The sequence below is a fragment of the Saccharopolyspora erythraea genome (assembly GCF_018141105.1).
Taxonomy (GTDB): domain Bacteria; phylum Actinomycetota; class Actinomycetes; order Mycobacteriales; family Pseudonocardiaceae; genus Saccharopolyspora_D; species Saccharopolyspora_D erythraea_A.
In genome coordinates this window covers 6,578,341-6,604,771 of sequence record NZ_CP054839.1, presented here as the reverse complement: position 1 = coordinate 6,604,771, position 26,431 = coordinate 6,578,341, and the positions used below count along the sequence as shown (strand labels likewise).

Here is a 26,431-nt window from a genome sequence, read left to right as displayed (position 1 = left end):
GCACGCGGCCGACCCCCGAGTGGTGCGAGGTGGCCATCACGTCCCTGGTTCGGCGGGAAATCGCACTCGCATGGCGGTTCCGCCGCCCTCGGGCGCCTCGGCGGTGACCGTCGCCCCGTGCGCATCGGCCACCTGCCGGACGATCGCCAGCCCCAGGCCGGAGCCAGGGAGCCCGCGCGCCGAGGCGGCGCGGTAGAAGCGGTCGAAGACGTGCTCGGCGTCCTCGGCCGGGATTCCCGGGCCGTGGTCGCGGATCGTCAGCTCCCGATCTCGCAGCACGACCTCCACGACACCTCCCGGCGGGCTGAACTTGGAGGCGTTGTCGAGCAGGTTGGTGACCGCGCGGGCCAGCCTGGCGGGAGCACCCTCGATGATCGCCGCGTCGAGCCGGGACTCGAAGGTGATCCGCGGCCAGTGCCGCTGCGCGCGCCGCACGCAGTCGGCGACGAGCCGGTCGAGCGCGACGTCCTCGGCCGCCTCCGCCGGTGCCTCGGGATCGTCGCCGCGCGCCAGGTCGATCAGGTCGTTGACCAGCCCGGTGAGCTCGGTTCCCTGCACCCGCAACGCCTCCACGGTGTCGAAGCGCTGCCGCGGGGTGAGGCGTTCGGCGCGGGCGAGCAGGTCGATGTTGGTGCGCAGCCCGGTCAGCGGGGTGCGCAGCTCGTGCGAGGCGTCGGCGACCAGGCGGCGTTGCGCGGACAGCGACCGCTGCGCGGTGTCCAGCGCGTGCCGCAGCTCGACGAGCATCGTGTTGAAGCTGGTCGCCAGCCGGGCCAGCTCGTCGGTGCCGGTGACCTCGATGCGCTCGTCCGGGTCGCGGGTGCGGGCGACCCGCTCCGCGGTCGCGGTCAGCGCCGCGACCGGCGCCAACCCGGTGCGCGCGACGACGAAACCGGCGCCGGCCGCGAGTCCGGCCCCGGCGAGCCCGGCGAGCAGGAAGGCCACGCCGATCCGGTTCAGGCTCTCGGCGTTGCGGTCGGAGCGCACGGCCACCTGCACCGCGGTGCCGGGCGCGAGCGGCGCGGTCAGCACGCGGACCGGATACCCCTCCAGCGTCACGTCGCGGTAGTAGGCGGACCGGGCCCCGGCCGCCACCGCCCGCGCGCCGTCGTCGACCGGCAGCGCGTAGTCGCCCTCGCCCCGCCCGTCGGTGCCGACCCGCTGCACGCACGCCGGGGCGGCGAGGAAGACACACGGCCCCGATGGGCTCCACGAGTCCGGCCGCGCCTGCTCCTGGCGCACCAGCCGCGTCACCTCGCGCTGGAGGCCGAGGTTGAGCGAGCGGTCGAGCTCGTGGGCGACGATCGCGTAACCGGCGACGGCCATCGCCGACACCGCGACCGCGACCGCCAGGGCGGCGGCGACGGCGATGCGCGCCCGCAGCGACCCCCTCACCGCGCGCCCTCCACGGCGCACGCGCTCGGCCGGACGGACCACGGGATCGCTCGGGACGGCATGGAGCAACCATAGGGAGGCCGGTCCCTCCCGGCGCCGCGCGGCGGGGAGGAGCGTCTTCCGTTGGTGCCAGCCGCGGGGACACCGGTCCGTCTGGGCAGGTGTCAGAAGTGGCGTCGGCACCGCGCCGCGAGGAGGGCCCCAGGTACGGCCGGGGTGTCGGCGATCCAGGTCATCAGGCGGCGGGCCAGCGTGGTGCGCCGAGTTCCCGGGAGATGTTGCGGGCAGCCTCGCGCACCGCCGTCGCGACCGCGCCTTCCGCGGGCCATTCCAGCATCGGCACGACCACGCCGATCGCGCCCGCGACCGCGCCCGTCGAGTCGAAGATCGGCGCGGCGAGCCCGCATTCGCCCAGCACCGCCTCCTCCTGCTCGGTCGCCAGCGCGTTGGAGCGCACCGCGGTGAGCTGCTCGCGCAGCGCGTTCGCGTCGGTGACGGTGTCGCCGGTCATGCTGCGCAGCTCGCCGCTGCCCAGCCCGTCGGCCAGCGCGGGGGAGTAGGCGAGGATGACCTTGCCGAGCGCGCTGGCGTGGATCGGGATCACGATGCCGACCTCGGGCATCTGGCGGGACCCGTCCGGCCGCGGCTCGTGGTGGATGATCATCACCTCGTCCGGCAGCGCGACCCCGGTGCGCACCGCGAAGCCGGTGCGGCGCGCCAGCTCCGCCGACCAGGACAGCGTGTGCGAACGCAGCTCCAGCGTGTCGAGGTAGACGTTGCCGAGCTTGAGCACCGCCGGCCCCAGCCGGTAGCGGGCGGTCGCCCGGTCCTGCACGACCATCCCGTGCGCGAGCAGCGTCTTGATGATGCCGTGCACGGTCGACGGCGGCAGCTCCAGCCGGGCGGCGACCTCCGACAGGCTCAGCAGCCGCGCTCCCTGCAGGACGCCGAGAACGCGGATCGCCCGATCGACGGACTGGATCATCGCGTCCTCTCCGGCCGTCCCCCGTGTCCGGCCCGGCGGGGGAATGGACACCGCACTTTACAGCAGTGAAACGGCGCCGTATGGTGCGAAACGCTTTCGACATCGTCGAATCGAATTCGACGATACGGCAACGACGCCGGTTCGGGGCCGGACCGGCGCGACGCTCCCGGAGGAGGGCGCTGGATGTCAGTGCGGCAGTTGATCAACGACCCGGATGACTTCGTGGCCGAGGCGTTGCAGGGCCTGCAACAGGCGCACCCGGACCTGCTGCGCGCCAACCCGGACCCCGCCTACGTCGTCCGCGCCGACGACGACGCCGCGAGCCCGAAGGTCGCCCTGGTCTCCGGCGGCGGATCCGGCCACGAGCCGCTGCACACCGGTTTCGTCGGCAGGGGCATGCTCGACGCGGCGGTGCCGGGCGCGGTGTTCGCCAGCCCGACCGCCTTCCAGATCCGTGCGGCGATCGGCGCCGCCGACCGCGGCCGGGGCGTGCTGCTGGTCGTCAAGAACTACACCGGCGACGTGCTGAACTTCTCCATCGCCGCCGAACTGGCCCGCGAGGACGGCATCGAGGTCGAGACCGTCCTGGTCGACGACGACCTGGCCACCTCCAGCGCCGACGAGGGCGGACCCGGGCGGCGCGGCACGGCCGCGGTGGTCGCGGTGGAGAAGATCTGCGGTGCGGCGGCCGAACGCGGTGCGTCGCTGTCGGACCTGGCCCTGCTCGGCAAGCGGGTCGTCGACTCCGCCCGCACGATGGCGCTGGCGTTGCAGGCGTGCACCCACCCCGGCCAGTCGCAGCCCTCCTTCGAACTTCCCGCCGACGAGGTGGAGTTCGGCGTCGGCATCCACGGCGAGCACGGTGTCGGCCGCCGCCCGTTCGGCCCCGCCCGCGACCTGGTCGCCGAGCTCACCCGGCCGATCACCGCCGAGCTCGGCCTCGGCGACGGCGACCGGGTGATCGCCATCGTCAACGGCCTCGGCTCCACCCACGCCCTCGAACTGTCGGTGGCGCACCGCGAGCTGACCGCCTTCCTCGGCGGCCTCGGCGTCGGCGTGGCCCGGTCGCTGGTCGGCCCCTACGTGACGGCCCTGGACATGCGCGGCTTCTCGGTGACCCTGCTGCGCGCCGAGGACGACTTCGTGGACCTGTGGGACGCGCCGGTCCGGACCCCCGCCCTGACCTGGTGAACGACGAACGGAGACCCGACATGCAATCCCTCACCGCAGAGGACGCCCGGTCCTGGATCGACCGGTTCACCGCCGACATCGACGACCGCTTCGCCGACCTGACCGACCTCGACCGCCGCGCGGGCGACGGCGACTACGGCACCAACCTCCGCTCCGCGCTGCGGCGGGCATCGGCGAACCTGGAGGCCGGGCCCACCGACAGCCCGGAGGCGGTGTTCACCGCGGTGGCCAACGGATTCCTCAACACCGGCGGCACCAGCGGACCGCTGTTCGGCATGTGGTTCCGGGAGTTCGCCAAGGCGTTCGCGGCCGCGACCACCGCGGAGGCCGTCGCCACCGGCGCGGCCAACGCAGCCGCCGTCGTGCAGCGGCTCGGCAAGGCCGAGGTCGGGCACAAGACGATGGTCGACGCGATGGTGCCCGCCGCCGAGGCGCTGAGCGCCGCGGTCGGGGAAGGCACCGACCTGCCCGGCGCGCTGCGCTCGGCCGCCACCGCCGCGCACGAGGGAGCCGAGTCCACCGAGCAGCTGCTGGCCCGGCGCGGTCGCGCCAGCTACGTCGGCGAGCACGCGCGGGGCGTCGTCGACCCCGGCGCGCTCACCGTCGCGTGGTTCTTCGACGCGGCGGTGTCGGTCACGGCGCCCGCCTGACCGGCCGGTCGGCTTGCCGCGGCGGGCCCACCTCGCGAGCCGGTCCCTCTGACTGGCCGGACGGCCTTATGCCGCGGGCCCGCCTGGCGAGCCGGTCCCCCTGACCGGCCGGGCCCGCCTGACGGCCCCGGCCCGCCTGCCCGGCGGGGACGCTTCCCCCCGTCCGTCCCCGCCGGGCCGCGCCGACCGGGTGCGTTGTGCGGACGCGGCCACGTATTCCTCGCCGCTCTGAGCCGAAGTGGCCCCAGCGCGAGCACTCCGCGCGGAAAAGCTTGACCCTGACGCTGCGTCAGGGTTGGAGCCTTGGCGCATGACGAAGAACATCACTTCCGCGGCTCCGCCCGCTCCTGCGGTCGGCGGGTTCCAGGAAGTCGACGGCCGCCGCCTTTTCGTGCATCGGTCGGGCAGCGGCGGACCGGCCGTGGTGTTCCTGCCGGGCGCGAGCGCGGTCGGTCTGGACTATTTCGGTGTCCAGCAAGGGGTTTCACGGTTCACCACCGCCGTCGTGTACGACCGCGGCGGCACCGGCTACAGCGACCCCCTCCCGCTGCCGCGCCCCGCCGCCGCGGTCGCCGCGGAACTGCACGAGCTGCTGCACGCCCAGGACATCGCCGCCCCGTACGTTCTGGTGGCGCACTCCCTCGGCGGCGCCTACGCGCATCGGTTCGCGCAGCTGTACCCGCGGGAGGTGGCCGGGCTGGTCTGGCTGGACGCCTTCCACCGCGACTGGGACGACTTCCTGCCTCCCGAGGCGAGCCTGGCCGCGAGCGAGCGGATGGCGCCGTCTCCGGAGCAGCTCCGGCAGGGGCTCCCTGCCATGCGCGAGATGTGCGCCGAGTTGCTCGGGGACTTCCCGGACCACGTGCGGGAACCGCTGATCGACTACCACGTGAGCGACAGGTGGATCCACGTCGGCGTCGCCGAGCGCGGCACGCTGGCCGAACTCGCCACCGAACTTCGGGCCGGACCGGACGTTCCCGACGTCCCGGTGATCGCGCTGACCCCGTTGGGCATCGACCCCGGCCAGCAGGCGCTGATGCCGGAGCAGACGTTGCAGGCGATGCACGACGGCAAGAAAAGACTGGACGCGGCCCTGGTGAGCGCGGTCTCGCACGGGGAGCAGCGGATCCTCTCCGACACCGGTCACAGCCAGCTCTGCTTCGAGCGTTCCGACGCCGTGGTCCAGGCGATCCGCGACGTCGTCGGCCGGGCGCGCGCCTAACCGAGCACGTCTGCGGCAATTCGGTTTCAGTGCCGCGTGTCGCATACCTGCTCCACCGGCGATCGTCGCCGCAACCACCGCCACGAAAGGAATTCCGATGACCCGAACGGTCCCCATCCCGCACGGCCTCCCCATGGAGCGCGACGCGGGCCCCTTCGACCCGCCCAGCCAGATCACCCGGCTGCGCGATGCTCACCCCGTCAGTCCCATGATCTTCCCCGACGGTCACGAGGGCTGGCTCGTCACAGGCTATGACGCGGTCCGCCGGCTCATGGCCGACACCCGGTTCAGCTCCCGCCAGGACATCGGCATCCAGCACGTGCCGTACGAGACCCCCGGCATGCCCGCCCCCACCGAACCGTCCCCGCAGGTGCCGGGCCTGTTCATCGCCATGGACCCGCCGGAGCACACCCGGCTGCGGCGCAAGCTCACCGGCGCCTTCACCGTCAAACGCATGAAGATGCTCGAAGAGCAGATCGTCGACATCACCGAGCTGCAACTGGACGAGCTGGCGCGCCTGACCCCGCCGGTCGACCTGGTCAAGGAGTTCGCGCTGCCGGTGCCCTCGCTGGTGATCTGCGAGCTGCTCGGTGTCCCCTACGCGGACCGGGACGACTTCCAGGCCAACTCCGCCAAGTTCATGGTCAGGGACCAGTCCCTCGACGAGAAGATGGCCGCGTGGGGAGCGATGACCACGTACCTGGCCGAACTGGTCACGCGCAAGCGCGCCGAACCCGGCGACGACGTGCTGTCCGACCTGGCCCGCCACGACGACCTCACCATCGAGGAGCTGACCGGCGCCGCCTTCCTGCTGCTGCTCGCCGGCCACGAGACCACCGCCAACATGCTGGCACTGGGCACCTTCGCGCTCCTGGAGCACCCCGAGCAGCTGGCCGAACTGCGCGCCGACCCGGACCTGCTGCCCGATGCCGTCGAGGAACTCCTGCGCTACCTGTCCGTCGCCGACGTCTTCTACCGCTATGCCACGGATGACATCGAGCTCGGCGGTGAAACGATCGGCAGGGGATCGACCGTCGTCGTCTCGCTGCTGGCGGCCAACCGCGACCCCCAGCGCTTCGAGAACCCCGACAGCCTGGACATCCACCGCAAGGCCCGCGGTCACCTGTCCTTCGGACACGGCATCCACCAATGTCTCGGCCAGCAACTGGCCCGCATCGAGATGCGCGCCGGTTTCGGCGGACTGCTGCGTCGCTTCCCGGTCCTCGAGCTCGCCATCCCGGCAGGCGAGGTGAAGCTCAGGACCGACATGAACATCTACGGCGTCCACGAACTGCCGGTCACCTGGACGGAAACGGCCCGGTAGAACCGTCGGCCGAACCCGTGGGGAACGAGCCTTCAGCGCCGGTCGCGACGTCGTCGACCGGGTGGCTCGCGCCTAGAAGGTGTCCCGTGGTGATCAAGTGCTGGTGCAGGGCATGGGAATGCGCGGGCTTCGTCGGGGCGGGTGTTCAGTGGGTCATGGTGAGGTTGCGCATGAGGTCCACGCGCCGGTCTGCTCGGCGCCGGGACGTCGCACGATGCCCACCAGCCTGCCGAACTGCCGCACCGACAGCCCCGTGAACGTCGGTATCCACCCCGGCTGGTCAACCCCGATCACCTGCGCCAGCACGTGATCCACTATCGCCCCGGACTCGTGATTGCGGGACAACCTTCAGGCGTAGGCGAAGGTGCCGGACTCGATCCGCTCGATGAACCGAGCGATGTCGTCGGCTTGGGGCCGTGCGTCCTGCCAGCCGCTCGTGGTGAGGTCGACAAGCATCACCGGAGCCGGGTCGTGCCGTAGGTCGACCGTGAGGAGCTCACGGGAACCGTCGCCACCAAGGACGACGGCCCGGGGGAACGCCTCATCCGCCCCGGTGTCCCGGAGGACGGCATCCATCTCCACCGTTTCGCGGGGCGTGTACAGCCATACGTAACAATCAGACGAGAGCCAGCCACGGCGGAACCATGATCGTCCGCGCAGGTAGTCACACCAGGCCGCAGGGAGCGGAGAGCCGAGTGCCCCGGCGGCCGCAGCGAACTCCTCGTCGGCGACAGATCCTCGGTAATCGGCCTCCTCGGTGATCGCGCCGACTATGTTCGAGTTGAGATCCTCCGAATCCTCCGCCGGAATCCCGTATCCCCGGACGTCACACCCGCCCACGTGTTGCACCGTGCATCGGTCGAGGAAGGACTTGCGGACATCGAAACGGGTGACGTAGCCAACCCCCTCGCGCGGGACGTTCGACTCGCGGGTGATCTTCGTGGCGTACCAGCGGTCGAGTACTGAATAGAAGACCGGCTGCTCCGGCCGCCACGGTGGCCAGGCGTGCCACCCAGACGAGGCGACCAGATCGAGTTCGTTCTGCCGGGTCGGCCGCCACAGCGTCACCGTCTCCTCATCGCGTTCCTCCGCGCCCATACCGAACGACTCTACGGCGCAACGAGTGAGGTCATCGGGTGTATAAGAAGCATGGACAGTGCAACGGCGTGTGCTTGGGTTTCGGCGAAAACCGGAGGAGAACGGTGCTCACGATCAGCCAGCTCGCGGCGACCGCCGGCGTGACCGTGCGCACCGTTCGCCACTACCACCAGGTCGGGCTGTTGCCCGAGCCGGAGCGCGATGCCTCCGGTTACCGCCGCTACAGCGCGCAAGCCGCGGTGGATCTCATCCGGATCAGGACCCTCGCCGACGCCGGGGTGCCGCTGGCCCGCATCGACGCGCTGCTGCACGCACAGCAGGCCGAGTTCGCCGCGGCCATCACCGACATCGACGCCGAACTGCAGCGCAAGATCGACCAGCTCACCCAGCACCGCCACCGCATCGCCGAACTGGACAGCGGCGAAAGGCTTGTCCTGCCCCCCGAAGTCGTCGCCAACCTCGACCGGATGCGCAGCCTCGGGGTCAGCGAACGGACCGTACTGCTCGAGCGCGACACCTGGATCCTGATGCAGGCACTGGACCCGGACGCCATGGAGCAGGGAATACGGGACAAGACCGCCAGCTTCGACGACCCCGAGACGGTCCGCCTGTACCTCCTCTGCGATCAGTCGGTCGACTGGGACCCGGACGATCCCCGCGTGGACCAGCTCATCGAAGAGCTGGACAGATGGGAGCTCGAGCACGAACGCGACAGCAGCCGACCGGGGAACATGGAACTGGCCTTCTCCCGGGTCGCCGAGGCGTCACCGGCGTGGCGACGGATCCTCGACGTGCTCGCCGACCGCGGCAGGCGGCGCCGGACCGCCGTGTCCGACAGCTGACCTCCGGCCCCCGCGCACCCGTCAAAGTGACTCGTCCAGCCGGTACCCGACGCCGCGCACGGTGTGCACGAGCCTCGGTTCCCCGGCGGCCTCCAGCTTGCGCCGCAGGTAGCGGACGTAGACCTCCAGCGAGTTCGACGACGGCCCGAAGTCCTGGCCCCACACCCGCTCGACGAGCAACCCGCGCGGCATCGCCTGACCGGCGTTGCGCAGCAGCACCTCCAGCAGCGCGTACTCGGTCCGGCTGAGCTCCACCGTCCGCTGACCGCGCCGCACCCGGTGCGCCCCGGTGTCCACGGTCAGGTCCGCGCAGCGCAGCACGGTGTCGTCGCCGGGGTAGCTGCGCCGCAGCAGCGCCCGCACCCGCGCGAGCAGCTCGTCCAGGTCGAAGGGCTTGACCAGGTAGTCGTCCGCGCCCGCGTCGAGCCCGTCGATCCGGTCGGCCACCGCGTCGCGCGCGGTGAGCACCAGGATCGGCGTGCGGTCGCCGTAGGCGCGCAAGCGGCGGCACATCGTCAGCCCGTCCATGAACGGCATCAGCAGGTCGAGCACGATCGCCCCGGGCCGCCACGCGGTGATCTCGGTCAGCGCCCTCGCACCGTCCCCGGCCGCCCGGATCTCGTAGCCCTCGCTCTCGAGCCCGCGGACCACGGCGTCGCGCACGCCCGGCTCGTCCTCGACCACCAGCACCCGCACAGTCCGCGGATGCTACCGGCGGTTCGGCGCGCCCGTTCTCATCGGACTCTCATCAGCGCCCAGCAACGTGATGTCCATGCGCAGACAACGAACCGCGGCGTGCCTGGTCGGCGCGCTGTGCGTGATGACGGGCGGACTCGGCGCGACGTCGCAGGCAGCCGCGCCCGAGATCGAGCTCGACGGCGACCGGGTCGTGGTGCCGCTCGCGGGTGGCCGGGCCGTGGTGGACCCGGCGACGCTGGAGGTCGAGGCCAGGACGGCCGACGGCCGCGGGTGGCAGCTCTCGGCCCCGGCCGCCGAACCGCTCGGCCCCGCCGGACCGGTGCGGGTGGAGGACGGCAGGGCGAGCTGGCGCTACCCGGGGATGACCGTCACCGCCTCCGAACAGGCCGGACGCCTGTCGATCGCGGTGCACGCCGGCCGCGACAGCGAGATGACCTGGCCGGTCACCGGCACCGATCCGGGCGTCTCCGAGATGCAGTTCCCCCGCGGCGAGGGGCTGTCGGTGCCCGTTGCCGACCCGTGGTGGAACTCCGGGGAAGCCAGGCTCGCCGGGTCCGAGGCGGAGATGGCGGGCGGGCTCACCATGCCGTTCTGGGGCCACTCCGGTGCGGGCCGAGGCGTCAGCTACATCGCCGAGAACGACATCGGAACCTCGCTGCGGTTCGTCTCGCAGCGGGGACGCCTGCACGCCGAGGCCGTCCACGGCTTCTCGGCGCGCGAGGGCACCCTCGACCACACGGTCACCTTCGCGCTCACCGACGGCTCGCCCGTCGCACCCGCCCGCGACTACCGGCGGTGGCTCGACGAGCACGGCGGACGCGAGACCCTGCGGCGCAAGATCGCCGAGAACCCCCAGGTCGGCAAGCTGGTCGGGGCCTTCCACGCCTACACGTGGGGTCAGGCGCGCACACCGGAGGGCGTCCGGCGCCTGCGCGAACTGGGCGTCGACCGGATGTGGCTGGGCTACGACGCCGACGACCGGCCGATGAGCCCCGAGGCGACCAAGGCCGCCAAGGACGCCGGATACCTCGTCGGTCCCTACGACTCGTGGGCCAACGCCCAGGACCCTGCGCAGGCCGACAACCCGTCCTCGCGCTGGCCCGCCCCGGTGTGGCAGGACGCCTGCGTGCGCAAGGCCGACGGCGAGGTCCTGCCCGGCTTCCGCGACCGCGGCTGCTACCTCAGCTCGGAGGCGTTCGCCCGCAACCCGCGGCTGATGGCCGACCGGACCCGGGAGATGACCGCCAACGGCGCCAACAGCTACTTCCTCGACGTCGACGGGGCGGGTGAGCTGCACACCGACCACAGTCCCGCGCACCCGATGAACAAGGAGCGCGACCGGCGCAACCGGCTCGACCGGATGGGACGGCTGGCCGGGGATCTCGTCCTGGGTTCGGAGAGCGCGGGCGCGTGGTCGGCGCCGGTGGTGTCCTACAACCACGGGTCGTCGACCCCGGTCAGCGACCACCTGTGGGAACTGGAGAAGGACAAGGAGTTCTGGGGCGGCTACGCACCCGAAGGCGCACCGCAGGCGTTCTTCAAACCGGTGGAACTGCCCGCCGACGCGGCCAAGGCCATGTTCGCGCCGCAGTACCGGGTGCCGCTCTACCAGACCGTGCTGCACGACTCGGTCATCGGCACCGACCGCTGGGAGCTGCCGTGGTCGAAGCTGCCGCGGCAGGCAACCGACCGCGTGCTGATGGCGATGCTGCACAACACGCCGCTGAACCTGGTGCTCAACGAGGCCGAGCTGGACGCCCACGGCGCCGAGATCGCCGCGTTGCAGCGCTACTTCGCTCCGCTGCACCAGGCCGCCGCGACCGAGCCGATGACCGGGTTCCGCCGGCTCACCCCCGATCACCTGGTGCAGCGGACCACCTTCGGCGACGGTGCCCTGACCGTGACGGCCAACTTCTCGCAGCAGGCCCATGACGGGCTGCCCGCCGGATGCGTGGACGCGGTCGTCAAGGGCGACACCGCCCCGCGCCGGCTCTGCCCGGGCCCGCTGTGAGAGCCCGGGACGTGGCGGTGGCCGCCGCCGCGGCGGGGCTCGCGCTGCTGCTGGCGGGGCACGCGGTCGTCCCGGGGGCAGCGGGCACGATGCTCGACAGCGTCGTGCCCTGGCTCGGGCTCGGCGTCCCGCTGGTCGCGGTGGGCGCGCTGCTCGCCCGCTCCCGCGCCGTCGTCGCGGTCCTGGTGCCCGCGCTGGTGTGGGCGGCGATGTTCGGTCCGTCGTTCCTGCCGTCGGCCTCGGCGGAAGCAGGCGACGTGCGCGTGGTGACGCAGAACCTGTACGCGCAGAACGCCGACCCGGCCGCGACGGCCCGCGACCTGGCGAGCACCGGGGCCGACGTGATCGGCGTGCAGGAGATGGCGGGCGACAGCCGGCGGGAACTCGACGACGTGCTTGCCGACGGACACCCGCACCACCGCACCATGGGCACGGTCGGCCTGTGGAGCAGCTACCCCATCCGCGGCGCCGAGCCCGTCGACCTCGGCCTGGGCTGGACTCGCGCCATGCGGGCGAGCATCACCACGCCGAGCGGTCCGGTCGCCGTCTACGTGGCGCACCTGCCGTCGCTGCGGCCGGACTCGGTCGGCCGGCGCGACCTCGGCCTGGCGAAGCTGGCCGAGGCGGTCGCGGCCGACGACGCCGAGCGCGTCATCGTCCTGGCCGACCTCAACACCGCGGGCACCGACCCGCAGCTCGGGCGGCTGCGCCTCCAGCACGCGCAGCGCGGCCTGGGCTTCACCTGGCCCGCGGCCTTCCCGGTCGCCCGTCTCGACCACGTGCTGTACCGGGGAGTGCGGGAGGTGGGCGCGGAGGTCGTCCGCACCCGCGGCACCGACCACCGCGCCGCCACCGCCGACTTCGCGCTGTGAGGACCAGGGCCTGCTCCGCCGGCTGTCGACGCCGTGCGGAGCAGGCCCGGTGCGATCGTCGGTCGCCGGGAAGATCAGCAGCAGGCGGTCTGGTTCCCGGTCGTCCGGAGCTCGGGTGCCTGCCCCGCGGTCTCGGAGTCGGCCTTGACCACGTAGACCTCCCACGGTTCGCCGCCGGGCCCGTACACCCACACCTTGTCCTGGCGGGCGTAGCAGTAGGTGGTGTCGTTCTCGACCTGCGTGAACAGCCACAGCTCCGACAGCCGCCGGGTGGCCTCGCCGACGGCCTCGCCGTCGCCGACCTCCACCCTGAGGTGGTCCACGGCGGTGGCCTGGCCCGGCTCGCCCTAGATGAGCACGAGCTTCAGCGGCGGTTCGCTGTTTCGACATGCATCTAGACAGGAGTCGTGATGTCGCGCGTCCAGCCAGCCCTCCGCGTCGGTGACCTCGAGGGCTCGATCTCCTTCTACTCGAACCTCTTCGGTGCCGCGCCGGCCAAGCGGCGGCCCGGATACGGGCCGAACTGGCCCGGGTGTTCAAGGCGATCGGCGACCCGGTGCGGCTGCGGCTGCTGTCGCTGATCGCCTCGCACGGCGGCGGCGAGGCGTGCGTGTGCGACCTGACGGGTGCCTTCGACCTCTCCGGCCCCACGATCTCGCACCACCTCAAGGTGCTGCGCGAAGCCGGGGTGATCGAGGGGGAGCGGCGCGGCACGTGGATCTACTACCGGGTGCGCGCCGAGACCCTGCGCGCGGTGTCCGTGGTGCTGGCCCCCGCCGCAGTCGAGACGGTGCTCGCGTGACCCGGACCGCTCGCCGGACCCGGCTCGTCACTCCCGGCGGCCGGTGACCGCGACCGCGATGCCCAGGCCGATCATGGCCAGGCCGCCGGTCCGCTGGGCAAGGCCCAGGCGGCGCCGCGAGCCGGCGAACCACGCGCGGGCGGTGGCGGCCGACAGGCCCCACGCGCTGTCCGACACGAGCCCGATGGTGATCGCGATCAGCCCCAGCGCGAGCATCTGGACCGGAACGTGACCGCTGGGGTGGTCGACGAACTGCGGCAGCACCGCTGACAGGAAGATGAGCGACTTCGGGTTGGCCACGCCGACCGCGAAGCCCTCCCACAGCGTGCGCAGGCCGCCGCGCGTGGCGGTCAGCTCGGGCATCGCTCCGGTGGGCGCCCCGCCGGCCCGCCACGCCTTGACGCCGAGGAAGACCAGGTAGGCGGCCCCGGCGAGCTTCAGGGCGGTGAACGCGACCAGCGAGCGCTCCACGACCGACCCCACGCCCAGGGCGATCGCCACCACGAGCACGCAGGTGCCGATCGCGTTGCCGAGCACGCTGGTCAGCGCGACCCGGCGGCCGTGGGCCAGCGCGCGTCCGACCACGAACAGCACGCTCGGCCCCGGCACGGCGATGATGAGCAGGGCCGTGGCGGCGAAAACGAGTATCCGGTCCGGGGAAACCACTTCAGCGCACCTCCGTCGCGCATGACCACCGCGGTCGCGCAGGGGTGACGTTAGCCGGGGTTCGGCCGGGTCCGCCTCCGGTGCCGAGCCCGCCAGTGCTCCGAGCCGTTCAGTGCTCGAAGCCGGTCAGCAAACCGGGCCGGTCAGTACAGCGGTCCGGGTCAGTGCAACGGGCCGGGTCAGTACACGGGGCCCGTGTACTTCTCGCCCGGTCCCTGGCCGGGGGCGTCGGGCACCGCGGAGGACTCGCGGAAGGCGCGCTGCAGGCTCTGCAGCCCGTCGCGGATCGGCCCCGCGTGCGGCCCCAGGTACTCCACGGCCGAGGTCACCAGGCCCGCCAGGGCGGTGATCAGGCGGCGCGCCTCGTCCAGGTCCCGCGACGGCGCGGCGTCGGGGTCGTCGTGGCTGAGGCCCAGCTTCTCGGCGGCGGCCGACATCAGCATGACGGCGGCGCGGCTGATGACCTCGACGCTGGGAACATCGGCGAGCTCGCGGACGTTGAGCTGCATGTCCGCGTCGTGGAACTGCTCGTCGCCGGCGTCGGCGGAGGGCTGGGTTGGCTGCCGTTCGGTCACGCCTGCTACCCTGGCACGAGCGACCAGCCCCCGCGCAGCCGGGGGCGGCAAAGTGGAGCCCCGCTCCCACCCGAGTAGCCGCATTCTTGAAGGCTTCCGGGTCTTGGTCCCGCCGGTGGCGCACGCGCCTCGGCGGAACGAACGGTATCGCCATACCGGTTCGAGGGGCGAGCTTCACGCGCCGCGGTGCAGCAGTGCAAGCCATCGAACCGAGGAGGCCCCATCAGCTCCGAGACGCGCATCAACGACCGCATCCGCGTGCCCGAGGTCCGGTTGGTCGGACCCAACGGCGAACAGGTCGGTATCGTCCGCATCGAGGACGCGCTCCGGCTGGCGCAGGAAGCGGATCTGGACCTTGTCGAGGTCGCCCCGCAGGCGCGCCCGCCGGTCTGCAAGCTCATGGACTACGGCAAGTTCAAGTACGAGAGTGCGCAGAAGGCTCGCGAATCGCGCCGCAACCAGCAGCAGACCGTCATCAAGGAGCAGAAGCTCCGCCCGAAGATCGACCCGCACGACTACGAGACGAAGAAGGGCCACGTGTCCCGCTTCCTCGGCCAGGGTCACAAGGTCAAGGTGACGATCATGTTCCGCGGTCGTGAGCAGTCGCGTCCCGAGCTGGGCTTCCGGTTGCTGCAAAGGCTGGCCGACGACGTTTCCGAGCTGGGCTTCATCGAGGCCAACCCGAAGCAGGACGGCCGGAACATGATCATGGTCCTGGCGCCGCACAAGACCAACAAGACCAAGCCCAAGGCGAACGCGTCGTAAGCCGCGGCGGGGCGCACGAGCCCGCCGTGTTCGACGGAACGCGCATGTGACCGGGCAGGGTCGAGCAGATCCTGCCCGGCTTCCATGCGAACCCCCGAAGAAATTGAGGATCGAAGATGCCGAAGAACAAGACGCACAGCGGCACTGCCAAGCGGTTCCGCGTCACGGGCAGCGGCAAGCTGCGCCGGGAGCAGGCCGGTCGTCGGCACATCCTGGAGAAGAAGTCCAGCCGCGTCACCCGCCGGCTCGAGGGCACCGAAGCGGTTGCCAAGGCCGACGTCAAGCGCATCAACAAGCTGCTGGGTCGCTGAGCCGGATCCCCATCCGCGCTCACGGCGGGCTCCCGGGCCCGCCGTGTGAATCCCAGTCCCACGCCCGGGCGGTCGCCCCGCCCCCGATGAGATCAACAGGACGGACCCCGTGGCACGCGTCAAGCGGGCAGTGAACGCCCAGAAGAAGCGCCGGACGATTCTCGAGTCGGCGAAGGGCTACCGTGGTCAGCGCTCGCGCCTGTACCGCAAGGCCAAGGAGCAGATGCTCCACTCGATGACCTACTCCTACCGCGACCGGAGGGCTCGCAAGGGCGACTTCCGGAAGCTGTGGATCACCCGCATCAACGCCGCGACCCGGCAGAACGGCATGAGCTACAACCGCTTCGTGCAGGGTCTCAAGGCCGCCGGTGTGGAGGTCGACCGCAAGATCCTGGCAGAGCTGGCCGTCAACGACTCGCAGGCCTTCGCCGCGCTGGTCGACGTCGCCAAGCAGAACCTGCCGGAAGGTGCGGCCTGATCGCCCAGGGCGCGCATTCGGCTTCACGACCCGGGACGGACGCTCCGCTGACGGAGCGTTCCTCCCGGGTCGTCGTCGCTCGCAAGCTCACCCGCCGCGCGGGCCGGGAGAAGGCGGGCGCCTTCCTCGTCGAGGGCGCCCAGGCCGTGCGCGAGGCGCTGGCGGCCCACGCCGAGGGCGCCACCGCGGTCCGCGAGGTGTTCGTCACCGATGACCCGCGCCACGACGAGCTGCTGGACCGGGCACGGGCGGCCTCGATCCCGGTGCGCCTGGTCACCGAACGCGCGGCAGCCTCGCTGTCGGAGACGGTGACCCCGCAGGGGCTCGTGGCCGTCTGCGACGTGCCCGCCACCGCGCTCGCCGACGCGCTCGCGGCGCGTCCCGCGCTGGTCGCGGTGCTGGTCGGGATCTCCGACCCGGGCAACGCGGGCACCGTCGTGCGGGTGGCCGACGCGGCCGGAGCGGGCGCGGTGCTGTTCGCCGGTGACACCGTGGACGCCTTCAACGGCAAGGCGGTCCGCGCCTCCACCGGCAGCCTGTTCCACCTCCCGGTGGCCCGCGAGCGCGACGTGAGCGCGGTGTTCGCCGCGTGCCGTGAGGCGGGCCTGCGGCTGGTGGGCGCCGACGGCTACGCCACCGACGACCTGGACTCCGCGGACCGCAGCGGTGCGCTGGCCGCACCGACGGCGTGGGTGTTCGGAAGCGAGGCCCACGGCCTGCCCGGCCACGTCACCGCCGAGCTCGACGGCACCCTGCGGGTGCCCCTCTACGGCCGCGCCGAGAGCCTGAACCTGGCGACCGCCGCCGCCGTCTGCCTGTACGCCTCGGCCCGCGCCCAGCACCGCGCGGGCTGATCGGCCGACGCCGCCGCCCGCCTGCCGGACCGCCCGGCGGCACACCTGCCGAGGTCCCGCCGCACCGCCCGCGACCAGCGGCGGTACCGCCGGAGGGCGGATCTCCGCGTAATCCCGTTGGGACGGTCGCATAGACTTGCGGGGCCAGCGGCGGTAGGAGTCCGCATGCCAACGAGCAGGTTCGCGTTCGCGAGCCCGGGGTGCTGCCCGGGGAACGCGACCTGTCGGATCACGGGAGTCACGCACTAACGATGTCCGGAGCCAACGACCCGTACGACCCGAAGCAGGTCGCCGCGCTCTCCGCGGAGACGCTGGAACGCGCGGTGGGCGACGCCCGCGAGGCCTTCGACAAGGCCGGTGACCTCGACGAACTGGCCGCGGCCAAGCCCGCGCACCTCGGCGAGCGCTCGCCGCTGCTGACCGCCCGCCGCGAGATCGGCGCGCTGCCGCCGAAGGCCCGCTCGGACGCGGGCAAGCGCGTCAACGAGGCGCGGGAGGCCATCCAGGGCGCCTTCGACGAGCGCCGCGCCGCGCTGCAGGCCGAGCGCGACGAGCGGGTGCTGCGTGAGGAAGCCGTCGACGTGACGCTGCCGTGGGACCGCGTGCCCGCCGGCGCCCGGCACCCGATCACCCAGCTCATCGAGCACGTCGCCGACACCTTCGTCGCGATGGGGTGGGAGGTCGCCGAGGGCCCGGAGCTGGAGACCGAGTGGTTCAACTTCGACGCGTTGAACTTCGGCAAGGACCACCCGGCCCGCACCATGCAGGACACCTTCTACGTGGGCCCGAAGGACTCCGGGCTGGTGCTGCGCACCCACACGTCCCCGGCGCAGGTGCGGGCGCTGCTCGACCGCGAGCTGCCGGTGTACGTGGTCTGCCCCGGCCGCACCTTCCGCACCGACGAGCTCGATTCCACCCACACCCCGGTGTTCCACCAGGTCGAGGGGCTCGCGGTGGACAAGGGCCTGACCATGGCGCACCTGAAGGGCACCCTGGACGCCTTCGCCCGGGTGATGTTCGGTCCGGAGTCCAAGACCCGCCTGCGGCCGTCGTTCTTCCCCTTCACCGAACCGTCCGGCGAGGTCGACGTGTGGTTCCCGCAGAAGAAGGGCGGCCCCGGCTGGGTCGAGTGGGGCGGCTGCGGGATGGTGAACCCGAACGTGCTGCGTGCCTGCGGCGTCGACCCGGAGACCCACACCGGGTTCGCCTTCGGCATGGGCCTGGAACGCACCCTGCAGTTCCGCAACGGAATCCCGGACATGCGGGACATGGTCGAGGGTGACGTCCAGTTCACCCAGCCGTTCGGCATCGACTCCTGACCTGTCAGCACTGCAACGAGAGAAGGGCCTGACCAAGTGCGGATCCCGGTTTCCTGGTTGGCCGAACACCTGGAGCTGCCCGAGGAGACGACCGCGGAGGCGCTGGCCGAAGCGTTCGTGCGGATCGGGCTCGAGGTGGAGGAGGTCACGCACCTGTCGTCGGTGCGCGGGCCGCTGGTCGTCGGCCGCGTCGCCGAGATCGAGGAGCTCACCGACTTCAAGAAGCCGATCCGGCACTGCCAGGTCGAGGTCGGCGAGGACGAGTCGGGCGAGAAGCGCACGCAGGAGATCATCTGCGGTGCCACCAACTTCCGCGAGGGCGACCTGGTCGTCGTCGCGCTGCCCGGCACCGTGCTCCCCGGCGGCTTCGAGATCGGCGAGCGCAAGACCTACGGCCGGATGAGCCGGGGCATGATCTGCTCGGCCAAGGAGCTGGGCATCGGCGAGGACCACGACGGCATCCTGGTGCTGCCGTCGGGCTCGGCCGACCCCGGTGACGACGCCGTCGCGCTGGTCGGCCTCGACGACGCCGTGATCGAGCTGGCGATCACCCCCGACCGCGGCTACTGCTTCTCGGTGCGCGGCCTGGCGCGCGAGCTGTCCAACGCGCTGGAGGTGCCCTTCGGCGACCCGGGCACGCTGCCGGTCCCGGCCGACGAGAAGCCGTCGCGGTCGGTGGAGATCGCCGATCCGAGCGCGTGCAGCCGGTTCGTCTTCCGCCGGGTCACCGGGGTGGACCCGACCGCGCCGACGCCGTGGTGGATGCGGCGCAGGCTGGCGCTGGCGGGCATCCGCTCGATCTCGCTGTCGGTGGACATCACCAACTACGTGATGCTGGAGCTCGGCCAGCCGCTGCACGCCTGGGACGCCACCAAGCTCGCCGGCGACATCGTCGTGCGCCGGGCGAAGGCGGGCGAGAAGCTGACCACGCTCGACGACGTGGAGCGCGAGCTCGACCCCGACGACGTCGTGATCTGCGACGACAGGGGCCCGGTGTCGCTGGCCGGGGTCATGGGCGGTGCCAGCACCGAGATCGGCTCCGAAACCCACGACGTGCTGCTGGAGGCGGCGAACTGGGACCCCGCCAGCATCGCCCGCACCATCCGCAGGCACAAGCTGCCCAGCGAGGCGGGCAAGCGGTTCGAGCGTTCGGTCGACCCTGCGGTCGCGCCGGTGGCCACCGAGCTGGCCGCGCAGCTGCTGGTCCGCTACGGCGAGGGCACCATCGCCCAGGGCCGCACCGACGTCGGTGAGCCGAAGGCGCCCGCGCCGGTGACGATGCCGCTGGCGCTGCCCGACCGCATCGCCGGGGTGAACTACGAGCGCGGCGTCACCGCGCGCCGGCTCACCCAGATCGGCTGCCGCATCGAGGTCAGCACCTCCGACGAGGGCGTCGGCCTGGTCACCGCGACCCCGCCGAGCTGGCGGCCGGACCTGGTCCAGCCCGCCGACCTGGTGGAGGAGGTGCTGCGGCTGGAGGGGTACCACACGATCCCGTCGGTGCTGCCCGCCGCGCCGCCCGGGCGCGGCCTGACCCCTGCGCAGCGCAGGCACCGCGCGGTGTCGCGGACGCTGGCCCACGAGGGCTACGTCGAGGTGCTGCCGTTCCCGTTCACCGGGCCCGAGGTCCTCGACGGGCTGGGCATCGGCGCCGACGACCCGCGCAGGCGGACGCTGTCGCTGCTCAACGCGCTGGAGAGCGACCGCCCGGAGCTGAGCACGACGGTGCTGACCGGGCTGATCGACGCCCTGAAGCGCAACGTCGCCCGCGGTCGCCGCGACCTCGCGCTGTTCCACGTCGGGCAGGTCGTGCAGCCCGCCGCCGAGCAGCCGCCGGTGCCGCAGGTCGGCGTGTCGCAGCGTCCCGGTGACGACGAGATCGAGGCGCTGCACGCCGCGCTGCCCGCGCAGCCGACGCACGTCGGCGTGGTGCTGGCAGGCCAGCGCGAACACGCGGGCTGGTGGGGCAAGGGCCGCGAGGTGAGCTGGGCCGACGCGGTCGAGGCCGCCCGCCGGGTCGCCGCCGCGGCAGGCGTGGAGCTGACGATCACCGCGGGCGACCTCGCTCCGTGGCACCCGGGCCGCTGCGCGCAGCTCGCGGTCGGCGGCACCGTCGTCGGGCACGCCGGTGAGCTGCACCCGAAGGTCGTCGAGGCGCTGGGCCTGCCCAAGCGCACCTGCGCGATGGAGCTGGACCTCGACGCGCTGCCGCTGACCGACGACCGGCCCGCGCCGGTGGTCTCGGCCTACCCGCCGGTGCTGCTGGACATCGCGCTGGTCGTGGACGCGTCGGTGCCGTCGGCCGAGCTCGTGGAGACCGTCCGCAAGGGCGCGGGAGAACTGGTGGAGGACGTCAGGCTGTTCGACGTCTACTCCGGCGAGCAGCTGGAGGCCGGCAAGAAGTCGCTGGCCATCGCGCTGCGCTTCCGCGCGCCGGACCGCACCCTCAAGCAGGACGAGGCGACCGAGGGGCGGGACGCGGCGGTCGCCGCGGCCGAGAAGCGCTTCGGCGCGACGCTGCGCGCCTGATCCCCATCGCCGAAGCCGCCCGTGCACGACTCGTGCACGGGCGGCTTCCTGCTTTCCGGTGGCGGACAGCCGGGGAGCCGCCAGCGCCACTGCGGGCAGCGACACGCTCCGGCGGCCGAGCACGTCCGGCCTGAGGCCCCGCCACCGGACCTTCGTACTGATCCGCTCGCCCGGAAGCGACGAGAAGTCGTTGCCCCGCGCCCACTTTCGCCGGTGCTGCCCGGTTCGCCCGCCCCATAGGTTCTGCCCCAGGAGATCGCCGCTGCGGAAGGAGACCGATGAGCGGGCGTCGTGCGTTGGGGTTGCTGGCGGGTGCCGGGTTGCTGCTGGGGGCGGTGTCGCTGTTGGGCTCGGGGCTGCCGCCCGCGCCGACGGCATCGGCCTCCGCACCGATGATCGTCGACGGCGAGTTCACCGAGTCCGCCCCGTGGGCGGCTCGGCTCTACCAGGACGGCAAGGACGGCCACTGCACGGCGTCGGTGATCTCCCCGGAGTGGATCCTCACCGCGCGGCACTGCATCCAGGACCAGCACCAGTGGGGCTTCCGGATCGGCGACGTCGAGCACGCCAAGGGGCAGTACGTCGACGTCGCGGCCGGCGGTGTGCGGCTCCACGACGCCGCGGACCTCGCGCTGCTGCAGCTGAGCAGCCCGGTGCAGGCCGAGACGGTGCGGCTCGGCACGCTCGACGACGTCGCCGAAGGCGACGAGGTGACCATCCACGGCTGGGGCCAGACCGAGCAGGAGGAGCAGTCGCCGCTGCTGAAGAACGCGAAGCTGCGGGTCACCGACGTCGCGGCGAAGGACGCCTACGGCGGGAAGGCGGTCGACGGCACCGCCATCAACGGGGTCTGCGGCGTCGGTGACTCGGGCGGGCCGATGTTCGCCGGGAACGGCACCCAGGTCGGCGTGCTGTCCACCGGCACCGACAAGACCTGCCAGTACACCCACGTCGGCGCCTTCCGCGACTGGATCCGCTCGGTCGCCGGCGTCTGACCGGACCTTCGACGGGCGACCTCGGCGGCGCCCCGCCGAGGTTGCCCGTGCGGTGCGGGCGGGGAAGGATCGGTGCCGATGCCCCCCGACTTCATCGACGACGACTACCCGGCCGACCCCTACCCCGGCACGCGGCCCGACGGCTCCTTCGTCCACATCGGACGTTCCGGCTACCACGTCGAGCCCTCCGAGGACGCCCCGTCGAGGTGGACGATCGCGGGCCGGGACCTCGACGAGGAGCTGGCCGAGCACGGGGTCGCGCCGCTCGGCGAACGGCTACCGGTGCTGGCTTACGGCTCCAACGTCAACCCCTCGAAGATCAGCTGGCTGCGCGACCGGCTCGGCCTGCGCGGACCGGTCGTGGTGATAGGCGCGCGGTGCCACGGGATCGTCGCGGTGTGGTCGGCGGGGGTGCGGGCCCGCGACGGCCAGCGGCCCGCGGTGCTGGCCGGGATGCCCGGCGTGGTCGAACGGCACGCGGTGTGGCTGGTGACCCCGGACCAGCGGGCGGTCCTCGACGAGTGCGAGGGGCGCGGCCAGCGCTACCGGCTCTGCGAGGTGCACGCGCCGGTGCGGCTCGACGACGGCCGCGTGCTGGAGTCCGTGCTCGCCTACACCGCGCGTCCGGAGGCCCTGCGCACGGGAATCCCGATCCACCTCAACCGCTCGCCGCTGGTGGTCGACGGCCACCTGGTGCGCTGCGCCGACGTCGATCAGGCGGACGCGGTGCACCTGGTCGGGGAACAGGCCGCCTCCGACGGGCTCGTCGTCACCGAGATCGAGGGTGAACCGAGCGGGCCGACGCTGGCGGAGCTTTACGGTTGACGACTCGGGCGGTCGGCCGTCCTACGCGACGGGGCCGTTCGGCTCGCCCGGCCCGTCCAGGTGGGTCGACAGCGCAGGTCCGGCGGGCGCGCCCGCCCCGGCCGGTCGCTGCGGTGATGCGGGGTACGAAAGCCGCGAGTAGGCGAACCGCTGGGCGAACTCGTCGGCGGTGATGCCCATCAGCACCAGGTGCTTGGCCTGCCCGCACAGGTACTCCGGGTCGCGCACCCGCCCCTCCTCGCCGAACCCGAGCTTGCGGTGCAGGGCGAGCGAGGCGTGGTTGCAGCCGTATATCCCGACCTCGCAGCGGCGGTATCCGAGCTGGTTGAACATGAAGTCCAGCAGCACGCCGATGGCGTCCTCGGCGTAGCCCTGGCGCCGGTACCGCGGCCCGATGCCCACGCCGTAGCCGAACCGGTCCGAGCCCGGTGCGATCCGCGTCGCGCACACCGAGCCGACGAGCACGCCGCCGGCGCGGGTCTCGATGGCCAGGCGCGGGTCGTCGCCCGCGGCGGTCGGGTTCGCCCGGTGCGCCGCCCAGTGCCGGTAGCCGTCCACCGAGGGGAACCGCGCGGCGTCCTGGTCGAAGCGGATCAGGGTCGGCCGGTCCGCGTGCTGGACGCGGCGCAGCCGAACCCGCCGCCCGGCCAGCATCGCGTTCATGATCGACATTGAACCAACCCGCCCGCGGGTCCCGCGAGGTCAGGGGCGCACGAGCTCGGTGATCCCGCGCTGCCGCAGGTGCTCCTCGTCGCCTGCGCGGCCTGCGAGGACGAACGCGGCCCGCACACCGTCCGCGGCCAGTTCGAAGAAGAGGTCGCTGCCCTGTCCCGGATCGTCATCGGCGACGATGATGCCGGTGTGCCGCGGCCGCACCTCAGGTGGGTTGCGGTCGAACTCGGCTGCCAGCTCCCGCAGCGCCGCCCCGGCCGGTTTCAGGCGGCGGTCGTTGGTGTAGAGGCCCAGGTCGTACTCCAGCGGGTTGAGCGCGGGCACCAGCGCCTCGGAGACGTCGTGCGAGCACCACCAGGTGAAGCCGAAGACGTGGTCGCAGCTCGCGACGTTGCGCACCGACCGCCTGATCCACTCGCCGAGCAGCGGCCGCGTCCGGTCGCTGAAGTGGATCGACGGCGCGGCGCCGTCCTCCTCCACCCACACGGGGCGGTCGACCACCGGGCTGTAGGCCTGCATCACCTGCACCAGCCGCTCGGCGTTGTGGGTGGCCAGCGGCCCCAGCGGATCCGTCTTCAGCACGCCCCTGAACGAGGTCCACGGGTGGATCGAGGTCACCGAACCTGCCGACGCCAGCGCATGACGGCCGAACAGCTTGGTGCCGCGCGCGTCCCACGGCGCGGAGTCGCAGCCCTTGGTGTTGATCCGGCCGGGAGCGACCTGCTGGCTCACCCGCGACAGCGCGTCCAGCCACGCGTCGGCCTCGGCGGGGGAGACCTCCAGGCCCGCGTAGTTGTCCCAGTAGTAGTAGACCTCGTTGGAGAGGTCGAACCCGAGGAACCGCCGGTGCCCGCCGATCCGCTCGGCGAGCGCCCGCAACAGCCGCTGCTGAGCCGCGATGGCGGCCGGGTCGGTGAACCAGTTGGCAGGCTTGGGCTCGGTCTGCAACCAGTTCGGCGTCCAGTAGCGCGCCGAGATGTGGCCGTTGAAGACCGTCACCTCGACGTCGAGCCCGGCGTCGTCGGCCAGGTCGAGGAACCGGGCCAGCAGGTCGAGCTGGTGGCCGCTGACCAGGTTCGGCTCCGGCTGGAACGCCGGCCACAGCAGGAGCAGCCGGATGTGGTCCAGGCCCAGCGCGGCGATGTCGTCGAGGTCGCGGCGCAGGTCGTCGGCGCGGAAGTCCTCCCAGATGTGGAACCAGCGCGTCGACGGCGTGTAGTTCACGCCGAGCCGCACGCGCCGCCGGGTAGCGCCCGCGGCGTTCGCGGTGCCCGGAGCCAAGGCGAGCGTGCTCGCGGTCGCCGCCGCTCCGAGCAACGTGCGTCGGTTGATGCGCATGCGGCCTCCCCATCTCGCGGCTGCCGGTGATGGTGGTCCAGACCTGCGACGCCGACCAGCGCCCGATCGGCCCATGACCGGCGGCGCGAGTGCGCCGGGTGGTGGATTCAGTCCGCGGGTCCCGCGATCGGAGTTCGCCCGGAAGGGGCCGCCGCGACGCACCGCTGCCGTAATCTTGGCGAGGTCCGAGAACGATCTTGGGGGCGGTGGGGTTGCGTAAGCTGATCCGGCGGGCGAGGTCCCGGGCCGACTACACGTGGTTCCTCGCCGCCCGCGAGTGGCCGGTGGTCGTCTCCGCGCTCGGCGTGCTGCTCGGCGCGATCACCATCCTGCCCAGCGCGGTCGGGATCGTGCTGTCGCTGCTCGCGCTGGTGCTCGGCATCGTCACGTTCGTGCGCGACCTGCGCCAGCTCCGCAGCCGGTGGTCGGCCTACGAGTTCTCCTCGATCGCCTCGCCGTTCCCGCACCAGCAGATCCCAGCGCCCGCGGCTTACCCGGCCTCCCGGTACCTGCACTTCGCCAATCGCGGCACCGCGCTGGTCAGCGACGAGATCGACCGGGCACTGCGCGAGCGCTCGTTCGCCGCCGTGGTCGACGAGCAGCCCTACGCGCTGCCACCGATCCTGCGCGCGACCGCACCGCACGTGTTGCCGATTCGGGCCCGCGGCAGGCTGCTGTTCAACGGTGCGGTGGTGGGCATGCGGTCCGACCCGCTTCCGGGTGCGGACGACGTGCCGACGCCGATCCGCCTGCACCGCGCGAGGTTCTTCGACGTCCAGTGCTCCAACGAGCTGTGCGCGATGCGCATCACCAGGCGAGACACCGGCGAGGAGTTCGACCCGCGCACCCGGCTGCTGACCGACGCCTCGGGCAGGCTGCGCACGCTGGCCGCGGGCGAGCTGGCCGACGTCGTCGGGATCTCCACCCTCGCGCTGACCACCGACGGCCACGTCCTGCTGGTGCTGCAGTCCGACCGCAACGCCGCAAGCCCGATGCTGCTGGCACCCTCGGGCAGCGGCTCGCTGGAGCCCCGCGACCTCAAGGGGCCCGGCGGGGCGGCGCACGGGGCGCTGCGCGACGCCCTGCGGGCAGGCATGGAGCGGGAGCTGTGCGAGGAGACCGGTCTGCCGGCCGAAGCCCTCGCAGGCACCGAGCTGACCGGGTTCGCGCGCTGGATGGAGCGCGGCGCGAAACCGGAGTTCTTCGGGGTGACCAGGCTGTCGGTCTCCAGCGCCGAGGTCCGCGGCACCCGGGCGAAGGGAGCGGAGCTGCTCTACAGCGAGGGCGTGGACGCGGTCGGGATCGACCTCGCCGCGCTGGGAGCGGAGCTGCGGGCGGGCACCGCGATCCTGACCGCGGACGGCCTCCCGGACAAGATCCGCGATGTCGGATCGCTACCCCTGCTGCTGGCGCTGCGCGCCGCGGCGCTCGTCGAAGCCGGCGAGGCGACGGCCGAGGAGCGACGATCGTGACGACGAGGGTGGCGCGGCAGGCCCGCATCCTGGAACTGGTCTCCTCCAAGGCGATCCGCAGCCAGACGGAGCTGGCCAAGCTGCTGGCCGGTGACGGGATCGAGGTGACGCAGGCGACGTTGTCGCGGGATCTCGACGAGTTGGGTGCGGTGAAGCTGCGGGGCCCGGATGGCGGCGCGGCGGTGTATGTGATCCCGGAAGACGGCAGTCCGGTGCGTGGTGTGCAGGGCGGGACGTCGCGGTTGAGCCGGTTGCTGGGCGAGCTGTTGGTGAGCGCCGACGGTTCCGGCAATCTGACGGTGTTGCGGACTCCGCCGGGTGCGGCGCAGTTCTTGGCGAGTGCGATCGATCGTTCGGCGCTGGTGGAGGTCGTGGGTTCGATCGCGGGTGATGACACGGTGATGGTCATCGCGCGGGAGCCGTTGACCGGGCTTGATCTGGCCGAGCGGTTCATGGCGATGGCGGAGACTTTGAAGTCTCCACGTAACGCGGAGGAGGCCCCACCGGGACTTCAAGTTGATTGATGTTGCATAGGAGTGCA

Annotated in this window: 28 protein-coding genes and 1 pseudogene; 19 read left to right on the top strand and 10 right to left on the bottom strand. The window is 72.4% G+C overall.

Annotation, left to right across the window (positions count from 1 at the left end; all coding sequences use genetic code 11):
* Nucleotides 1-36 precede the first annotated feature (36 nt).
* Together HUO13_RS29500 and HUO13_RS29495 are read right to left on the bottom strand one after the other, a co-directional pair.
* Nucleotides 37-1,395, bottom strand: coding sequence for a HAMP domain-containing sensor histidine kinase (locus tag HUO13_RS29500; protein ID WP_211898232.1), 1,359 nt, complete (start codon nucleotides 1,393-1,395; stop codon nucleotides 37-39).
* Between the two features lie 235 nt (nucleotides 1,396-1,630).
* Nucleotides 1,631-2,380 carry an IclR family transcriptional regulator gene (locus HUO13_RS29495; protein ID WP_211898231.1) on the bottom strand — a complete coding sequence of 250 codons (750 nt, stop codon included), beginning with the start codon at nucleotides 2,378-2,380 and terminating at the stop codon, nucleotides 1,631-1,633.
* Nucleotides 2,381-2,563: 183 nt separating this feature from the next.
* On the opposite strand from HUO13_RS29495, the gene HUO13_RS29490 reads away from it, so the two are divergent.
* The 4 genes from HUO13_RS29490 (at nucleotide 2,564) to HUO13_RS29475 (ending at nucleotide 6,767) form a co-directional block, all read left to right on the top strand.
* Entirely contained in the window at nucleotides 2,564-3,571 is a 1,008-nt protein-coding gene (locus HUO13_RS29490) for a dihydroxyacetone kinase subunit DhaK (protein WP_211898230.1), read from the top strand.
* 20 nt (nucleotides 3,572-3,591) lie between these two features.
* Nucleotides 3,592-4,221, top strand: a complete 630-nt coding sequence (gene dhaL / locus HUO13_RS29485; protein ID WP_211898229.1) for a dihydroxyacetone kinase subunit DhaL — start codon at nucleotides 3,592-3,594, stop codon at nucleotides 4,219-4,221.
* Nucleotides 4,222-4,531: 310 nt separating this feature from the next.
* Nucleotides 4,532-5,443 (top strand): alpha/beta fold hydrolase, encoded by a 912-nt coding sequence (locus tag HUO13_RS29480; protein ID WP_211898228.1) that lies wholly within the window; start codon nucleotides 4,532-4,534, stop codon nucleotides 5,441-5,443.
* 97 nt (nucleotides 5,444-5,540) lie between these two features.
* Nucleotides 5,541-6,767 carry a cytochrome P450 gene (locus HUO13_RS29475; RefSeq protein WP_211898227.1) on the top strand — a complete coding sequence of 409 codons (1,227 nt, stop codon included), beginning with the start codon at nucleotides 5,541-5,543 and terminating at the stop codon, nucleotides 6,765-6,767.
* A gap of 153 nt (nucleotides 6,768-6,920) precedes the next feature.
* Here the strand turns inward: HUO13_RS29475 and HUO13_RS29470 are convergent, their stop codons facing one another.
* Nucleotides 6,921-7,073: a hypothetical protein gene (locus HUO13_RS29470; protein WP_211898226.1), complete on the bottom strand. Its 153-nt coding sequence runs from the start codon at nucleotides 7,071-7,073 to the stop codon at nucleotides 6,921-6,923.
* A 42-nt stretch (nucleotides 7,074-7,115) separates the two neighbouring features.
* Complete coding sequence (locus HUO13_RS29465) at nucleotides 7,116-7,865, bottom strand: hypothetical protein (RefSeq protein WP_211898225.1); 750 nt, start codon at nucleotides 7,863-7,865, stop codon at nucleotides 7,116-7,118.
* 104 nt (nucleotides 7,866-7,969) lie between these two features.
* Here HUO13_RS29465 and HUO13_RS29460 point away from each other — a divergent pair, with 104 nt between their 5' ends.
* Nucleotides 7,970-8,707, top strand: coding sequence for a MerR family transcriptional regulator (locus HUO13_RS29460; protein ID WP_211898224.1), 738 nt, complete (start codon nucleotides 7,970-7,972; stop codon nucleotides 8,705-8,707).
* Between the two features lie 21 nt (nucleotides 8,708-8,728).
* Here the strand turns inward: HUO13_RS29460 and HUO13_RS29455 are convergent, their stop codons facing one another.
* Entirely contained in the window at nucleotides 8,729-9,403 is a 675-nt protein-coding gene (locus HUO13_RS29455) for a response regulator transcription factor (RefSeq protein WP_211898223.1), read from the bottom strand.
* Nucleotides 9,404-9,479: 76 nt separating this feature from the next.
* On the opposite strand from HUO13_RS29455, the gene HUO13_RS29450 reads away from it, so the two are divergent.
* Together HUO13_RS29450 and HUO13_RS29445 are read left to right on the top strand one after the other, a co-directional pair.
* Nucleotides 9,480-11,417, top strand: a complete 1,938-nt coding sequence (locus tag HUO13_RS29450; RefSeq protein ID WP_211898222.1) for a glycoside hydrolase — start codon at nucleotides 9,480-9,482, stop codon at nucleotides 11,415-11,417.
* An 11-nt stretch (nucleotides 11,418-11,428) separates the two neighbouring features.
* A complete protein-coding gene (locus HUO13_RS29445) occupies nucleotides 11,429-12,289 on the top strand; it encodes an endonuclease/exonuclease/phosphatase family protein (protein ID WP_211898221.1) in 861 nt (286 codons plus the stop codon).
* A gap of 74 nt (nucleotides 12,290-12,363) precedes the next feature.
* Here the strand turns inward: HUO13_RS29445 and HUO13_RS29440 are convergent, their stop codons facing one another.
* Nucleotides 12,364-12,612, bottom strand: coding sequence for a hypothetical protein (locus HUO13_RS29440; protein WP_349253343.1), 249 nt, complete (start codon nucleotides 12,610-12,612; stop codon nucleotides 12,364-12,366).
* 87 nt (nucleotides 12,613-12,699) lie between these two features.
* Here HUO13_RS29440 and HUO13_RS37840 point away from each other — a divergent pair.
* Nucleotides 12,700-12,804, top strand: a pseudogene (locus HUO13_RS37840) (VOC family protein); the annotation flags it as partial.
* Nucleotides 12,801-13,091, top strand: a complete 291-nt coding sequence (locus HUO13_RS29435; protein ID WP_249125187.1) for an ArsR/SmtB family transcription factor — start codon at nucleotides 12,801-12,803, stop codon at nucleotides 13,089-13,091. The pseudogene HUO13_RS37840 and the gene HUO13_RS29435, both read left to right, overlap by 4 nt.
* Before the next feature lie 27 nt (nucleotides 13,092-13,118).
* Here HUO13_RS29435 and HUO13_RS29430 read toward each other — a convergent pair whose 3' ends face one another.
* Both HUO13_RS29430 and HUO13_RS29425 read right to left on the bottom strand, forming a co-directional pair.
* Nucleotides 13,119-13,757 (bottom strand): LysE family translocator, encoded by a 639-nt coding sequence (locus tag HUO13_RS29430; RefSeq protein WP_211898220.1) that lies wholly within the window; start codon nucleotides 13,755-13,757, stop codon nucleotides 13,119-13,121.
* 179 nt (nucleotides 13,758-13,936) lie between these two features.
* The gene (locus tag HUO13_RS29425) at nucleotides 13,937-14,266 is read right to left on the bottom strand and encodes a DUF1844 domain-containing protein (RefSeq protein ID WP_211903247.1); all 330 of its coding nucleotides are present in this window, start codon (nucleotides 14,264-14,266) and stop codon (nucleotides 13,937-13,939) included.
* A gap of 252 nt (nucleotides 14,267-14,518) precedes the next feature.
* Between HUO13_RS29425 and infC the strand changes: the two genes are divergently transcribed.
* The 8 genes from infC (at nucleotide 14,519) to HUO13_RS29385 (ending at nucleotide 22,408) form a co-directional block, all read left to right on the top strand.
* Nucleotides 14,519-15,097: a translation initiation factor IF-3 gene (gene infC, locus HUO13_RS29420; RefSeq protein ID WP_211898219.1), complete on the top strand. Its 579-nt coding sequence runs from the start codon at nucleotides 14,519-14,521 to the stop codon at nucleotides 15,095-15,097.
* A gap of 116 nt (nucleotides 15,098-15,213) precedes the next feature.
* Nucleotides 15,214-15,408, top strand: coding sequence for a 50S ribosomal protein L35 (gene rpmI, locus HUO13_RS29415; RefSeq protein ID WP_009951172.1), 195 nt, complete (start codon nucleotides 15,214-15,216; stop codon nucleotides 15,406-15,408).
* Between the two features lie 109 nt (nucleotides 15,409-15,517).
* Entirely contained in the window at nucleotides 15,518-15,886 is a 369-nt protein-coding gene (rplT, locus tag HUO13_RS29410) for a 50S ribosomal protein L20 (protein ID WP_211898218.1), read from the top strand.
* Nucleotides 15,886-16,740 carry a TrmH family RNA methyltransferase gene (locus tag HUO13_RS29405; protein ID WP_211903246.1) on the top strand — a complete coding sequence of 285 codons (855 nt, stop codon included), beginning with the start codon at nucleotides 15,886-15,888 and terminating at the stop codon, nucleotides 16,738-16,740. Before rplT ends, HUO13_RS29405 begins: the two co-directional genes overlap by 1 nt.
* 251 nt (nucleotides 16,741-16,991) lie before the next feature.
* The gene (gene pheS, locus HUO13_RS29400; protein WP_211898217.1) at nucleotides 16,992-18,059 is read left to right on the top strand and encodes a phenylalanine--tRNA ligase subunit alpha; all 1,068 of its coding nucleotides are present in this window, start codon (nucleotides 16,992-16,994) and stop codon (nucleotides 18,057-18,059) included.
* A 36-nt stretch (nucleotides 18,060-18,095) separates the two neighbouring features.
* Nucleotides 18,096-20,588, top strand: coding sequence for a phenylalanine--tRNA ligase subunit beta (gene pheT / locus HUO13_RS29395; protein WP_211898216.1), 2,493 nt, complete (start codon nucleotides 18,096-18,098; stop codon nucleotides 20,586-20,588).
* A gap of 278 nt (nucleotides 20,589-20,866) precedes the next feature.
* The gene (locus tag HUO13_RS29390) at nucleotides 20,867-21,583 is read left to right on the top strand and encodes a S1 family peptidase (RefSeq protein WP_249124164.1); all 717 of its coding nucleotides are present in this window, start codon (nucleotides 20,867-20,869) and stop codon (nucleotides 21,581-21,583) included.
* A 78-nt stretch (nucleotides 21,584-21,661) separates the two neighbouring features.
* The gene (locus HUO13_RS29385; protein WP_211898215.1) at nucleotides 21,662-22,408 is read left to right on the top strand and encodes a gamma-glutamylcyclotransferase family protein; all 747 of its coding nucleotides are present in this window, start codon (nucleotides 21,662-21,664) and stop codon (nucleotides 22,406-22,408) included.
* Between the two features lie 21 nt (nucleotides 22,409-22,429).
* Here the strand turns inward: HUO13_RS29385 and HUO13_RS29380 are convergent, their stop codons facing one another.
* A complete protein-coding gene (locus tag HUO13_RS29380; protein WP_249124163.1) occupies nucleotides 22,430-23,071 on the bottom strand; it encodes a GNAT family N-acetyltransferase in 642 nt (213 codons plus the stop codon).
* 39 nt (nucleotides 23,072-23,110) lie between these two features.
* A complete protein-coding gene (locus tag HUO13_RS29375; protein WP_249124162.1) occupies nucleotides 23,111-24,418 on the bottom strand; it encodes a glycoside hydrolase 5 family protein in 1,308 nt (435 codons plus the stop codon).
* Between the two features lie 206 nt (nucleotides 24,419-24,624).
* On the opposite strand from HUO13_RS29375, the gene HUO13_RS29370 reads away from it, so the two are divergent.
* Both HUO13_RS29370 and HUO13_RS29365 read left to right on the top strand, forming a co-directional pair.
* Nucleotides 24,625-25,890 carry a hypothetical protein gene (locus tag HUO13_RS29370; RefSeq protein WP_432757778.1) on the top strand — a complete coding sequence of 422 codons (1,266 nt, stop codon included), beginning with the start codon at nucleotides 24,625-24,627 and terminating at the stop codon, nucleotides 25,888-25,890.
* On the top strand, nucleotides 25,884-26,414 hold the full coding sequence (locus HUO13_RS29365) for an arginine repressor (protein WP_211903242.1): 531 nt from the start codon (nucleotides 25,884-25,886) through the stop codon (nucleotides 26,412-26,414). The genes HUO13_RS29370 and HUO13_RS29365 overlap by 7 nt, the downstream gene beginning before the upstream one ends.
* Nucleotides 26,415-26,431 lie beyond the last annotated feature (17 nt).

Bases quoted from the DNA above. Each gene is read 5' to 3' on its own strand.
- HUO13_RS29375 (WP_249124162.1), bottom strand. From the start codon at position 24,418: ATGCGCATCAACCGACGCACGTTGCTCGGAGCGGCGGCGACCGCGAGC.
- HUO13_RS29450 (WP_211898222.1), top strand. From the start codon at position 9,480: ATGCGCAGACAACGAACCGCGGCGTGCCTGGTCGGCGCGCTGTGCGTG.
- HUO13_RS29380 (WP_249124163.1), bottom strand. From the start codon at position 23,071: ATGAACGCGATGCTGGCCGGGCGGCGGGTTCGGCTGCGCCGCGTCCAG.
- pheS (WP_211898217.1), top strand. From the start codon at position 16,992: ATGTCCGGAGCCAACGACCCGTACGACCCGAAGCAGGTCGCCGCGCTC.
- HUO13_RS29385 (WP_211898215.1), top strand. From the start codon at position 21,662: ATGCCCCCCGACTTCATCGACGACGACTACCCGGCCGACCCCTACCCC.
- HUO13_RS29490 (WP_211898230.1), top strand. From the start codon at position 2,564: ATGTCAGTGCGGCAGTTGATCAACGACCCGGATGACTTCGTGGCCGAG.
- rpmI (WP_009951172.1), top strand. From the start codon at position 15,214: ATGCCGAAGAACAAGACGCACAGCGGCACTGCCAAGCGGTTCCGCGTC.
- HUO13_RS29495 (WP_211898231.1), bottom strand. From the start codon at position 2,380: ATGATCCAGTCCGTCGATCGGGCGATCCGCGTTCTCGGCGTCCTGCAG.
- HUO13_RS29425 (WP_211903247.1), bottom strand. From the start codon at position 14,266: ATGCAGCTCAACGTCCGCGAGCTCGCCGATGTTCCCAGCGTCGAGGTC.
- HUO13_RS29475 (WP_211898227.1), top strand. From the start codon at position 5,541: ATGACCCGAACGGTCCCCATCCCGCACGGCCTCCCCATGGAGCGCGAC.
- HUO13_RS29480 (WP_211898228.1), top strand. From the start codon at position 4,532: ATGACGAAGAACATCACTTCCGCGGCTCCGCCCGCTCCTGCGGTCGGC.
- HUO13_RS29465 (WP_211898225.1), bottom strand. From the start codon at position 7,865: ATGGGCGCGGAGGAACGCGATGAGGAGACGGTGACGCTGTGGCGGCCG.
- HUO13_RS29390 (WP_249124164.1), top strand. From the start codon at position 20,867: ATGAGCGGGCGTCGTGCGTTGGGGTTGCTGGCGGGTGCCGGGTTGCTG.
- dhaL (WP_211898229.1), top strand. From the start codon at position 3,592: ATGCAATCCCTCACCGCAGAGGACGCCCGGTCCTGGATCGACCGGTTC.